13 protein-coding genes are annotated in these 12453 nt (G+C 64.4%); 9 read left to right on the top strand and 4 right to left on the bottom strand.

Annotated elements, in window-relative coordinates; translation table 11 throughout:
- Positions 1-42: 42 nt before the first annotated feature.
- The 7 genes from NLM33_RS16310 (at position 43) to NLM33_RS16280 (ending at position 7378) form a co-directional block, all read left to right on the top strand.
- Positions 43-1638 (top strand): NAD(P)/FAD-dependent oxidoreductase, encoded by a 1596-nt coding sequence (locus NLM33_RS16310; protein ID WP_254097024.1) that lies wholly within the window; start codon positions 43-45, stop codon positions 1636-1638.
- Between the two features lie 41 nt (positions 1639-1679).
- A complete protein-coding gene (locus NLM33_RS16305; RefSeq protein ID WP_254097023.1) occupies positions 1680-2105 on the top strand; it encodes a cytochrome c in 426 nt (141 codons plus the stop codon).
- A gap of 23 nt (positions 2106-2128) precedes the next feature.
- A complete protein-coding gene (locus NLM33_RS16300; RefSeq protein WP_254097022.1) occupies positions 2129-2623 on the top strand; it encodes a RidA family protein in 495 nt (164 codons plus the stop codon).
- A gap of 95 nt (positions 2624-2718) precedes the next feature.
- Positions 2719-4158 carry a M20/M25/M40 family metallo-hydrolase gene (locus NLM33_RS16295; protein WP_254097021.1) on the top strand — a complete coding sequence of 480 codons (1440 nt, stop codon included), beginning with the start codon at positions 2719-2721 and terminating at the stop codon, positions 4156-4158.
- A gap of 135 nt (positions 4159-4293) precedes the next feature.
- A complete protein-coding gene (locus NLM33_RS16290) occupies positions 4294-4704 on the top strand; it encodes a hypothetical protein (protein WP_254097020.1) in 411 nt (136 codons plus the stop codon).
- Positions 4705-4817: 113 nt separating this feature from the next.
- Positions 4818-6392 carry an alkaline phosphatase gene (locus NLM33_RS16285; RefSeq protein ID WP_254097019.1) on the top strand — a complete coding sequence of 525 codons (1575 nt, stop codon included), beginning with the start codon at positions 4818-4820 and terminating at the stop codon, positions 6390-6392.
- Between the two features lie 152 nt (positions 6393-6544).
- A complete protein-coding gene (locus NLM33_RS16280; RefSeq protein ID WP_254097018.1) occupies positions 6545-7378 on the top strand; it encodes an aldo/keto reductase in 834 nt (277 codons plus the stop codon).
- 61 nt (positions 7379-7439) lie between these two features.
- Here NLM33_RS16280 and NLM33_RS16275 read toward each other — a convergent pair whose 3' ends face one another.
- Positions 7440-7664, bottom strand: a complete 225-nt coding sequence (locus NLM33_RS16275) for a hypothetical protein (RefSeq protein ID WP_254097017.1) — start codon at positions 7662-7664, stop codon at positions 7440-7442.
- Between the two features lie 106 nt (positions 7665-7770).
- The gene (locus tag NLM33_RS16270; protein ID WP_254097016.1) at positions 7771-8232 is read right to left on the bottom strand and encodes a hypothetical protein; all 462 of its coding nucleotides are present in this window, start codon (positions 8230-8232) and stop codon (positions 7771-7773) included.
- Positions 8233-8391: 159 nt separating this feature from the next.
- Here NLM33_RS16270 and NLM33_RS16265 point away from each other — a divergent pair, with 159 nt between their 5' ends.
- Positions 8392-8664 (top strand): helix-turn-helix domain-containing protein, encoded by a 273-nt coding sequence (locus NLM33_RS16265; RefSeq protein ID WP_254097015.1) that lies wholly within the window; start codon positions 8392-8394, stop codon positions 8662-8664.
- A 7-nt stretch (positions 8665-8671) separates the two neighbouring features.
- Here the strand turns inward: NLM33_RS16265 and NLM33_RS16260 are convergent, their stop codons facing one another.
- Both NLM33_RS16260 and NLM33_RS16255 read right to left on the bottom strand, forming a co-directional pair.
- Positions 8672-9907: a PLP-dependent aminotransferase family protein gene (locus tag NLM33_RS16260; RefSeq protein WP_254097014.1), complete on the bottom strand. Its 1236-nt coding sequence runs from the start codon at positions 9905-9907 to the stop codon at positions 8672-8674.
- Positions 9908-9960: 53 nt separating this feature from the next.
- Positions 9961-10494: a DUF3124 domain-containing protein gene (locus NLM33_RS16255; RefSeq protein ID WP_254097013.1), complete on the bottom strand. Its 534-nt coding sequence runs from the start codon at positions 10492-10494 to the stop codon at positions 9961-9963.
- Positions 10495-10561: 67 nt separating this feature from the next.
- Between NLM33_RS16255 and NLM33_RS16250 the strand changes: the two genes are divergently transcribed.
- Complete coding sequence (locus tag NLM33_RS16250) at positions 10562-12286, top strand: cation:proton antiporter (protein ID WP_254097012.1); 1725 nt, start codon at positions 10562-10564, stop codon at positions 12284-12286.
- Positions 12287-12453 lie beyond the last annotated feature (167 nt).

Here is a 12453-nt window from a genome sequence, read left to right as displayed (position 1 = left end):
TGTTTGCTGACGGCTCAGGACTGGGCCCTCTCCCATAACGCCATGCAAAGCGAACCCGTGAGCGTCAGGCGACGTGATCTTCTTGCGTTGATCGGCACGGTGGCCGGCAGCGCGGCGATGTATCACGCGATGACGAGCCTCGGGCTCGCGTCGGAGTCGCGCTACAACGGGCCGATCCGGCTCGAAGGTGATCCGAAGGGCGCCTCCGTGCTCGTGCTCGGCGCGGGCCTTGCCGGCATGACCGCGGCGCTGGAGCTGCGCAAGGCGGGCTACACAGTCCAGATCCTCGAATTCAACAGCCGCCCCGGCGGCCGCAACTGGACGCTGCGCGGCGGTGATGCCTTTACCGAGCTCGGCGGCCACAAGCAGGTGTGCGAGTTCGAGGACGGTCTCTATCTCAATCCAGGGCCGTGGCGCATTCCCTATCATCACCGCGCGCTGCTCGACTACTGCAGGCGCCTGGGCGTCGCGCTCGAGCCGTTCAATCAGCTCAACCACAACGCTCTCTTGCATTCGGTGCGCGCCTTCGGCGGCAGGCCGCAGCGGCTGCGCGCCGTGAAGGCGGATTTCCAGGGCCAGATCGCCGAGCTGCTCGCAAAGGTGACGCAGCAAGGCAAGCTCGACGAGACCGTGTCGAAAGAGGATCAGGAGATCCTGCTTCAGGCGCTGCGCTCCTGGGGCGCGCTCGACAATGGCTATGGTTACAAGGCCAATCTGATCTCGGCGGAGTTCCGCGGCTACACCAAGGATCCCGGCGGCGGGTTGACGGCGATGCCGGAGCCGAGCGAGCCGGTTGGTCTGCCGGAGGTGCTGAAGTCGCGGCTCTGGCGCTATTTGCGCGGCTTTGCGCACTACAACTTTCAGACCACGATGTTCCAGCCGGTCGGCGGCATGGACATGATCGGCAAGGCCTTTGCGAAGGAGGTCGGCAATCTCATCCGCTACAATGCCAAGGTGACGCAGATCCAGCAGGACGCGCGCGGCGTCACCGTCAGCTATGTCGATGCCAAGAATCCGGGCGCGGTGCAGCAGGTGCACGGCGACTGGTGCGTCTGCACGATCCCGCTGACGATCCTGAGCCAGTTGCCGCTGGACGTCGGCGCCGCCATGAAGTCCGCGATCGATGCCGTTCCCTATGCCGCGTCCGTCAAGATCGGCCTGCAATTCAAGCGCCGGTTCTGGGAGGAGGACGAGGCGATCTATGGCGGCATCAGCTACACCGATCTGCCGATCCGCCAGATCGCCTATCCCAACTACGACTACAACCGCGCAGGACGCGGTGTGCTGCTCGGCGCCTATCTGTTCGACGGTCCGAACTCCTACGAATTCACCGCGATGTCGCCGGCCGAGCGGGTCGCGCGCGCCGTCGAGTTCGGCGCCGTCATTCACCCGCAATACAAAAGCGAATTCGAAAACGGCATCGCGGTCGCTTGGCACCGGGTGCCCTTCGTGCTCGGTTGCAGCGGCGACTGGAGCGACGAGACGCGCGCCGTGCACTACAACAACCTCTGCCAGATCGATGGCCGCATCGTGCTCGCGGGCGAGCATGCCTCTGCACTGCCGGCCTGGCAGGAGGGCGCGATCCTCTCCGCGCTCGACGCGATTGCGCGGCTGCATGACCGCGTGGTGAGGACGTGATGAGGCAAGGCTTGACGAGGCAAGGCTTGACGAGGCAGGGCTTGACGAGGCAGGGCCTACGACGGGAGCGATGGCCGGTGCGGCTTGCCTTGTCGGCACTCATGATGCTGTCGGCAACGGCGCGGGCGCATGACGGCCCCGAAAACCACATCTTCAGCTCGGGCTTCAATTTTGCGGAGACCACGGGCGAGGAGCTGTTCGCCAATGTCTGCCAGGGCTGCCACATGCCCGATGCCGGCGGGGCCTCTGGCGCCGGCGTCTATCCGTCGCTCGTCGCCGACAAGAATCTGGAAGCGCGCGGCTATCCCGTCTATCTCGTGCTCAACGGCCGGCGTGCCATGCCGCCGTTCGGCGAGATGATGACGGACGCGCAGATCGCGGCCGTCGTGAATTATCTGCGCACGCATTTCGGCAATAGCTATGATGATGCAGTGACGGCGAATGAGGTGAGGGACGCGCGTCGCTGACGTCCCGGCAAGAGGGGGAACCAATGAATTTCAGAACCGCCGCGGTCGTTGGCGCGCTGCTTGCGACTACCCATGCGGGCACCACTCACGCCGAGGTCATCCGGCATCCCATTCCGAACTCGACCTTTCCGATCGCGCAGGCCGTGCAGGTCACCGGCAATGCCACGACCTATTATGTCAGCGGCCAGGTGCCGCCGGTTGCCAACAAGGATGCCGATCCCCAGAGCCGAGAGGCCTATGGCGACACCAAAATTCAGACCGTCGGCGTGCTCAACCGCATCAAAGGCATTTTGGAGGGGCTCGGCCTCACCATGGGCGACGTCGTGAAGATGCAGGTCTTCCTGGTGCACAACGCGTCGGCGCCGATGGACTTCAAGGCCTTCATGGAAGGCTATACCCAATTTTTTGGCGGAAGTCAGCCCAACCTGCCGGCCCGCTCGGTGGTCGGCGTCGCTGCGCTCGCCAATCCCGGCTTCCTGGTGGAGATCGAGGTGATCGCGGTGAAGGACGCGAAATAAGCCGGGGGCGGTTGCAAAAACGGCAGAACGTTCGCGCTTGCCAAAGCGCGCCTCCGCTGTCTGAATTCAGCGAGGCCGCATTCTGGGAGCACGAGATGAAGAAGACGATCACCATCAACAATTTCTCGTGCCGGAACGCGCTCCTCTCAGTGGCTTGCGCGGCCCTGCTGCTCACCGGCGGTGCGGCGGCTGCCGAAGGCCTGAGCCCGCAGCAGCAGCTCTCCCACGATGTCTACAAGGAGCTCGTCGAGATCGACACCACCACCGCGACCGGCGACACCGCGCGCGCGGCCGAAGCGATGGCGGCGCGGCTGAAGGCGGTGGGCTTCCCCGATTCGGACGTGCACGTCTTCTCGCCCGCGCCGCCCAAGGGCAATCTTGTCGCCCGCCTGCACGGCAGCGGCGCCCGCAAGCCGATCCTCCTGGTGGCGCATCTCGACGTCGTGCCGGCGCTGCGCGAGGATTGGTCGGTCGATCCGTTCAAGTTCACCGAGAAGGACGGCTACTACTACGGTCGCGGCACGGCCGACGATAAGCACATGGCGTCGGCCTTCGTCACCAGCATGATCCGCTTCAAGCAGGAGGGCTATAAGCCCGACCGCGACATCATCGTCGCGCTAGAGACGGACGAGGAGATATTCGACCGCGACGGTCTCGGCATCCAGTGGCTGATCAAGAACAAGCGCGACCTCATCGATGCCGAATTCGCCCTCAACGAGGGCGCCGGCGTTGGCCTGAAGGACGGCAAGCCGATCCGCGTCGGCGTCCAGACCAGCGAAAAGATCCCCGTCAGCTTCCAGCTCGACGTTACTGATCCCGGCGGCCACAGCTCGGTGCCGCGCAAGAGCAATGCGATCTACAAGCTCGCCGAAGGGCTGGTGCGCCTGTCCAAGTTCAACTTCCCGCTCAAGCTGAACGCGACAACGCGCGGCTATTTCGAGAAGAGCGCGCAGTTCGAGAACGACCAGACCGCGGCCGACATGCGCGCCGTGATGTCGGACAAACCCGACCCGGCGGCGCTGTCCTTTATCCGGCTCGCTGCGAATCCAGTCTACAACGCGCAGCTCCGCACCACCTGCGTGGCGACGATGCTCCAGGGCGGGCATGCCATCAACGCGCTGCCGCAATCGGCCAGTGCCAAGGTGAATTGCCGCATCATGCCGGGCGAGCCAGTCGAGGAGGTCAAGGCGACGCTGGAGCAGGTGCTGGCGGATCCCGACATCAAGCTGACGCAGATCGATACGGCTGTCATCAGCGCGCCCAGCGAGCTGCACGAGGAGATCATGGGCGCCATCGAAAAGCTCTCGGGCGAGTTCTTCCCCGGCGCCATCGTGCTCCCAGTCATGAGTTCCGGTGCCACCGATGGCAGTTACCTGCGCAATGCGGGTATCCCGACCTACGGCCATTCCGGCATGGCGATCGATATTGGGGAAAACCGCATCCACGGCAAGGACGAGCGTGTTCCCGTGGCGTCGTTCTACAGGGGTCAGGAGTATCTCTACCGGCTGGTCAAGACGCTGGCCGGTGGTACCTGAGCCTGCGAAAGGTCCGCGAATCGGGGAACGGCTTCGGTGGCCGGTAACCCTGATGGCAATCTGCCGCTGGAAATCCGTCTCGCGCCTCCTAGATGAGGGTAAAATTGCCCTCAATTGAGTTTCAGGAGGCGTCTCTTGGTCCTGAAAAGCGTTTCTTTCAGCCTCGCCACCGCGCTCTTGCTCGCATGCAGCAGCGCGGCGATGGCTGACGACTACAAGCCTGACGAGTATCTCGGCCTCGACCTCTCCAAGGCGGTGCTGTCGCCGAAGCGGCTCGGCCCCGCGACGCAATTCGCGCCGGTCGAGGTGGAAGCAAGAAGTGACGCGGCGCGCGCCGTGCCTGACGTCACGCCGAAGACGGTCGCGACCGAGCGCGTGAAGGCGCCGGAGCCGCGGGTTGCCCACGCGAAGAGCACGCAACTGCGTGGCGCTGCCCGCACCAAGCTTGCGCATCGGCACACCAGTCCGTTGGACGCGCTGGCGATGGACACGCGCATTCAGACCTGGCCATGCAGGTCGGGCGGCATCTGCAACTGGAGACGTTGAGCGAGCAGCGTCATCCGCCCGTCGCAAAACGGTAGGCCCGGAGTCAAGAAACCGTCGGCTTGGAGTCAAGGAGCGCAGGCACCTTTCGTCGCGATTCGACGAAGGTTTCCTGAATGGCAACGCTCCGCGCCTCGCGCGCATGGACCCGGCGGCAGTTCCTGGTCCGCTCCACGTCCTCCCTCGCGCTCGCTGGCCTCGGCCCTCTCACCAGACCAAATCTCAGCCGCGCCGCCGACCGCCCGCTGATTGCGGGCGGCATCCAGTCGGGCGACGTGTCCGAAGGCTCTGCCGTCATCTGGGCGCGTGCCGACCGGACTGCGCGGATGCGGGTCGAATGTGCCTCGGCCGAAAGCTTCAAGACGATCCTGTGCACGGCATCCGCTGACGCGCTGCCGGACGCCGACTTCACCTCAAAGGTGCTGCTGCGCGACCTCCCGCCCGGACAGGATATCTTCTACCGCGTGCGCTTCGACGACATCGCGACCGGCGTTGCCGGCGAAACGCGCACTGGACATTTCCGTACCGCGCCGGCCGCTGGCCAGTCGGTCTCGTTCGTGTGGTCCGGCGACACTGCCGGGCAGGGATGGGGCATCGATACGTCGCGCGGCGGCATGCGCAGCTATCGTACCATGTTCGACAATCGCCCGGATTTCTTCATCCATTCCGGCGACCACATCTATGCCGACTGCACCATTCCTGCCGAGTTGAAGTTGCCGAACGGCGAGATCTGGCGCAACCGCGTCACCGAAGAGAAATCGGAAGTCGCGCACACGCTGGCGCAATTCCGCGGCAACTACAGATACAACCACCTCGACGAGAATTTCCGCGCCTTCCATGCGCAGGTGCCGATGTTCGCACAATGGGACGACCACGAGGTTACCAACGACTGGTCGCCTTATGGAAGCGTCGACGAGACCGGCTTTGACGTCGACGGAACCTCACGCCTGGTCGCGCGCGCGAGGCGTGCGTTTTTCGACTTCATGCCAATCCGCGAGATCCCGCAGCAGCAAGGCCGTATTTATCGGAAGATTTCTTACGGACCACTGCTCGACGTCTTCATGATCGACATGCGCAGCTACCGCGACGGCACCTGGAACAAGGGCGAGGAGCACGACGGCTGGATCCTGGGCCGTGAGCAACTCGCCTGGCTGAAGCACGAACTCGCCGCTTCGTGCGCGACCTGGAAGGTGGTCGCGGCCGACTTGCCGATCGGCCTGATCAGCCTCGATGCCGTCGCGCTCGGCGACGGTCCGCCCGACCGGCGCGAGCACGAGATCGCGGACCTGCTCTCCTTCATCAGGCGCGCCGGCGTGCGCAACATCGTCTGGCTCACGGCCGACATGCACTACACCGCGGCGCATTACTACGATCCCAACCGCGCGGTCTTTCAGGATTTCGAACCGTTCTGGGAGTTCGTCTCAGGCCCCCTCCATGCCGGCACCTGGGGACCGGGCGAGCTCGACAACACCTTCGGACCGGTCGCGATGTACCAGCACGGCTGTAATTCCGAGCAGGGCGAGAATCTTGCGCCCTGCTTCGGACTCCAGTTCTTCGGCCGCGTCGACATCGACGGTCGCACGGAAGTTATGACCGTAACCCTGAAGGACGTCGACAACCGCGACCTCTGGTCGGTCGACATCCTCCCGCAGCCGCAAGTGCGGCCCGCTGTGGTGGCACAGCATTCGTAAGAGGCCCAGCTAACCCGATCTTGATTGGCCGCGCCTTAGCCGCCCCGCTATAGTGCTCACCCCGCCATCGCTCTCTTCCACCACAGAAAAATCTGCTTGCGTGGCCTTTGCCGCGCGCATCCAGCGGGCTGGAATTCGTCAGGAGTGCTCTCATGGAAAATCTGAAAACCCAAGATCTGACAATCCATGGCATCAGCATGCCCAAACTCGGCCTCGGCACGTTCCGCATGCAGGGCGATGCCTGCCGCGCCGCGGTCGAAAGCGCGCTGTCGCTCGGCTATCGCCACATCGACACCGCCGAGATGTACGCCAATGAGGAGCCGATCGGCGCCGCGATCGCGACCGCCAGCGTGCCGCGCGGTGAGCTGCACGTCACGACGAAGGTCTGGCACGAGAACCTGGCACCGGACGCGATCCGCCGCGCCTTCGACGCCAGCCTGAACAAGCTCCGGCTCGACCACGTCGATCTCTATCTGGTGCACTGGCCGTCGCGCAATGCGAACTGGCCGGCGGTCTTCGAGACGCTGATGAAGCTGAAGGAAGAGGGCCGCACCCGCGCCATTGGCGTCGCCAATTTCACCACCGCGCTGCTCAAGCTCGCGGTCGACGAGATCAGGGCGCCGATCGCCTGCAACCAGATTGAATATCACGTGATGCTCGATCAATCGAAAGTCATCGACTATCTCGCCGCAAAGTCGTTTCCGCTGGTTGCATATTGCCCGCTCGCGCAGGGACGTATCGCCTCTGATGCGGTGTTGGGCGAGATCGCCCGCAAGCACGACGCGACCGCCGCGCAGGTCGGGCTGAAATGGCTGCTCGATCAGAAAGGTGTCGCTGCGATTCCGAAGGCATCACGGCGAGAGAGCCAGCAGGCCAATCTCGACGCGCTGAAGATCACGCTCGATGATGACGATCGCAGAAAAATCGCGGCGCTGCCGAAGGACAGGCGCAGCGTCAATGCCAGCTTCGCGCCGGCGTGGGATTAGTGTCGCTGCCTATCCGTGTACGCAAAGAAATGGCCCCGTGGGGCCATTTTCAGCGTGCGCATCAGTAGTCGTAGTGGCGATAACCGCGCTTGATCACGACGACATTGTCGCCGTGATGATGCCAGCCACGATGCCAGCCGAAGTCACGGTGCTCGCGGAATTCGGCGCGGGTGCCGTAGGGGCCGTAATGGTGCTTCTTGATCACCACCGTCTCGGCGCTCGCCATCGTCGGCACCGCGATCGCAAGTGCACCGAGAGCGGCGGCGACATAGCCAAGCTTCCTCATGATGTCCTCCTCCAATGAACGCCAATTTAAACCGCGCATGCGCGCGAACGTTCCGGAGGAACTGTCGGGAGAATTCTGAACGGCTGTTCAGCTTCGGCGTTCGCGCTCACGTGCTGTTGCCGCAGCGGTGCTGCGCGGGCGTCGGGGCGCCCGTCTTGACGAACTTGCCGTCGCGGATGGTGTAGTCGCCGCGCTCGCCGCGATTGTAGATCGCGCGCAGGCTGCCGTCCTTCTGCAGCGCGAGGCCGAACTCGCGCGTTTGATGCAGTACTGGAAAGGACACCATGATGGTGAGCAGTCCGTCCGTATCGGTCGAAACCGCCACCACCTCGTTCTCGTCCCTGGCGTCGCCGAAGTTGCGGCGGTACATCACCCGGCCGTCCGGGGTGACTTCGTAGGTGAGCACCGCACCCTTGTCGCGATCGGGCGGGAGCGAGCAATCGATCGCCCAGGAGCCGAGCAGCCCCCAATTGATGATCGTGGCCGCCAGCGTCTCGGCGCCGGCCGCGGATACGAGCGCAATCCAGACGAGCGCAACCAGCGCGCAGCGGTTCGAGCAAAACTTCATATCTTCAGGAGCCCCGCCCTCGAACGAGTGCGAAGTTTAGCATGCCCAGCCTGGTCGTCCACGCCGGTCGGCAATCGTTCCGCTATTTGATCCGCGTCAATGAGGCGGGCCGAAGCTGCGCCATAATGCCGGCTTCGGGAGGCGATCGTGGATAGATCAATGCTGGATGAAGTCACCGATTTCGCGGGCGAAGCGCTGCCGGGTGGCACGGCCGTGCCGCCATACTCCGAGACCGAATTCCTGGTGGAGCTCGGCGAGCGGGTGCGGTCCTCGCGCATGCGCTGCGAGCTGTCGCGGCGGGAGCTCGCGCGCAGGTCGGGAATCTCCGAGCGCTACATCGCGCAGATCGAGGCCGGCAAGGGCAACGTCTCGATCGTCCTCTTGTTGCGGCTGGCCTCCGCGATCCACGGCAGCCAGCCCCAGGCGGCCTGACGCAGCTTCAACCCCGCGCCCTCTCCACGTTCGCAATCCGTGCCGGCACGCCAAACTCCTTGCGGCAGACTTCGGCGAGCGCCGCGACGCCCTCACGGATCTGCTGATGGGTAGGGCTCGCAAAGCAGAGCCGAAGCCGCGGGCCCGAACGGCCCTTGCTGGTCGACCATTCCGGCCCCGGATTGATCGAGACGCCGGCCGCGAGCGCGGCCTGATAAAGCTTTAGCGTGTCGACATGATCGGGCAGCTTCACCCAGAGGAAGATGCCGCCCTTGGGCTCCTCGAACTCGGCCGCCGTTCCGAACTGCTCGTTCAGCGCCTCCATCAGCGTGTCGAGCTTGGTGCGCAGCACGCGCGTCAGCGCGGGCACGTGGGTCGAAAAATGCGACCGGCAATATTCGGCGAGCACCATCTGTTCCAGCGCGCCCGATCCGGCGTCCGTCTTCAGCGCGAGCATCCGCGACATCACCTCCCAGGGCGCGACGATGAAGCCGACGCGGAGCGCCGGCGCGATTGATTTGGAGAACGAGCCGATATGGATGACGCCGCCCTTGTCGCTCATCGCATGGATGGCTGGCGGCCGCTTTCCTGACCAGACCAGGTCCGCATAGCAATCATCCTCGAAGATCGGCACGCCGTATTCGGCCGCAAGTCGCAACAGCTCGGCGCGGCGGCTCTCCGGCATGATGCTGCCGGTCGGATTCTGCACGGTGGGGATGGTGTAGATGTATTTCGGCCGGATGCCGCGACTCTTCAGGTCGGCAAGCGCAGACGCAAGAGCGTCGATGCGAAGGCCCTCGCCGTCGAGGGGAATGCCGACCGTATTCACGCCGAGCCGTGTCAGACGGTTGAGCGCGCCCTGATAGGTTTCCTGCTCGACGATCACGGTATCGCCGCGCGCGAGCAGGGTGTGGTTGACGAGGTCGAGCGCCTGCAAGGAGCCCGAGACGATCAGGAGATCGTCGACCGCGCAGACAATGCCGGCATCGCGCTTCAGCTTCGCGCTCAGGAATTGGCGCAGGGGCAGATAGCCCTGCGGACCATGTGCCAGTCCGTAGGTCGCGAGGTTGCGGCCCTCGCGCCGCAGCACCGCATCGACCGCCGCGATGAGGTCATCGACCGGCACCTGCTCGGAATCATTGTTGCCGCCGACGAAGCTGTATTTGGCAAGCCCGGTCCAGCGCGCAGAAGGAGCCGGCAGCCCCGGCGGGAACAGGGGCGCGAAGTCGAAGTGGGCAGTCATGGGCGGTTTCCTCTGTTCTTGTTGAGCCAGCCGGCATTGCGCCGGCCGGCCTGTTACTTCTTGCCGACCGTCCGGGTCGGGCGGCCCTGGCTGATGAAAGCGTAGTGCGCATTGGCGACACCGCCAACCATCAAGGCCTCGACCACGGGCTCGGCGATCTCGCTCGCTGCCGCCCAGTCGACGATGAAGTTGGCGCCGGTCCCGCCGCGTACGTCCTCGGTCGGGATGACGACGGAGACCGTCGCGAGCGGCTTCAGCGCGACCGGCGATTTCAGGTAGCTCTCGATCATCTTGCCGGCGGTGTCGAAATAGGCGACACGCTTCAGCACGAGGGGGAGGTTCTCCGACGCATTGTGGACGCTCAGCGTCACCGAGAAGTCGACGCGCAGCTTGCCCTGGCTCATCGCGACGCTGGAATAGGCCGGCACGTAGAAGCCGCCGGAGACGGCGAGTTCCTCTGTCGGCATCGCTGTCAGCGAATCGGCAAAACCTTGTTCGATATTGACCTTCGGCTGTGCCGCGGCAGGCAACGCCATGCCGAGCAGGCCACCTATCAATGCGAGCACGATTGGCAGGACAATTGGCATGTGACGAATTGCTCGTTTGCCGCCCTGCGAGCCGCCTCTAGGGTGCGGCAAAAAGGACTGCTTTGAGATGCACGAACTCATTGGCGATATCACTCTTTGTATCTTGTTCGCTTGGATGCTCGGGCTTCTGGCCCATTTCTCCCGTCAGCCGCTGATCCTGGCTTACCTTATCGCCGGCTTCTGCATAGGTCCATTCGGCGCCGGCTGGGTCAAGTCGCAGGAATCGATCAGCGTTATTTCCGAGCTCGGCCTGATCTTCATGCTGTTCATGATCGGGCTCGAGATCGATTTGAAGAAGATCGTGCGGGCGGGACGGGTGATCCTGTTCGCGGCCGCCGGCCAGCTCCTCGGCGGCTGCCTGCTTGGCATCCTGTTCTTCGCCGCCATCGGCCTGACGCTCGGCGGCGGTCATTTCGATGCGCTCTATCTCTGCGTGGCCTGCGCGCTCTCCAGCACGGTCATCATCGTCAAGGTGCTGTATGAGAAGCGCGAGCTGGACACGCTGCCCGGCCGCATCACTCTTGGCGTCCTTGTGCTCCAGGACATCTTCGCCATCCTGTTCCTCGCCGTGCAGCCGAGCCTTGCCGAGTTGCAGGCGAGCGTCATCCTGCTCTCGATCGTGCGCGTCGTGGTGCTGGTCACGGCCGCGCTGCTGGTCAGCCGCTTCGTGCTGCCGCGCCTGTTCCACCAGATCGCCCGCCGGCCCGAGCTGATCCTGCTGGGGGCGCTCGCCTGGTGCTTCCTGGTCGCCGAGACCGCCGAGCGGTTGTCCCTGTCGCGCGAGATGGGGGCGCTGATCGCCGGCGTCTCGCTCTCGACCTTTCCTTACGCGCTCGACGTCACCGCCAAGGTCACGACCTTGCGCGATTTCTTCATCACGCTGTTCTTCGTCGCGCTCGGCATGACAATTCCCGTGCCGAACATGTCGGTAATCGGGCTTGCCGTGATGATTGCGGCGTTCACGGTCGTGAGCCGCCTCGTGACCACTTTCGTGCCGCTCTATCTGATGCAGCAGGGGCTTCGCGCGAGCTTGTTGCCGGCGATCAACCTGGCGCAGATCAGCGAGTTCTCGCTGGTCGTGATCCAGACCGGCGTCACCGACAACCACATCGCCCAGGAGACCGCCAATGCCGCCTCCTTCGCCTTCGTGGTGCTCGCGGTGCTCTCGACCTTCGTGATGATGAGGAGTGACGAGATCACGCGCCGGGCGATCGGCCCCTTGAAGCGGTTGGGCCTGCGTGACCTCGATCACGGCCACGCCGAGGAGGGGCGCGAGGGCGGCCATGGCGAGGCGCGGCGGATCGTCATCCTCGGCTTTTTCCGCGCGGCGAGCGCGCTGCTTGCGGAGATCGAGCGGCAGGCGCCGGTGCTGCTCGAGCAGATCACGGTCGTCGACTTCAACCCCAATGTGTATCGGACGCTGCTTTCGCGCGGTCTGCACGTGATCTACGGCGACATCAGCAACGTCGACACGCTCGTCCATGCCGGCGTAGGCAAGTCCGAGATGATCATTCTCAGCGTGCCCGATGCGCTGTTGAAGGGGGCTACCAACGAGAAGCTGGTCCGCCACGTCCGCGCACTCAACCCGAGCGCCCTGATCGTGGCTACCGCCGATCTGTTGTCCGATGTCGGCGAGCTCTACGCGGCGGGCGCCAGCTACGTCACCGTGACCCGCCTCAGCGATGCGCATGAGCTGTTCACGGTCATCGAGGCGGCTCAGGCCGGCCTTCTGGAGGACAAGCGGACCGAGCTTGACCTGCGATTGAGCGAGCGGCGCGAAGTGCTGCCTTAGGCGCGCTCGGCGACCTTCCACGCAGCCCGGGAGGGGCCTATATCTCTGGTATTTCCGGTGCAAGCCGGGTGCTGGCGGGACCAAGCGAAGGCATAAGCGGTTGCGTTCGGGACACTAGCGCCCGGATCGAAGTCCGGCTAAGCCTCCGGCCACCATAGCCAGAGATT

This window comes from Bradyrhizobium sp. CCGUVB1N3, from assembly GCF_024199925.1.
Taxonomy (GTDB): domain Bacteria; phylum Pseudomonadota; class Alphaproteobacteria; order Rhizobiales; family Xanthobacteraceae; genus Bradyrhizobium.
This window is presented reverse-complemented; position numbering and strand designations above follow the sequence as displayed.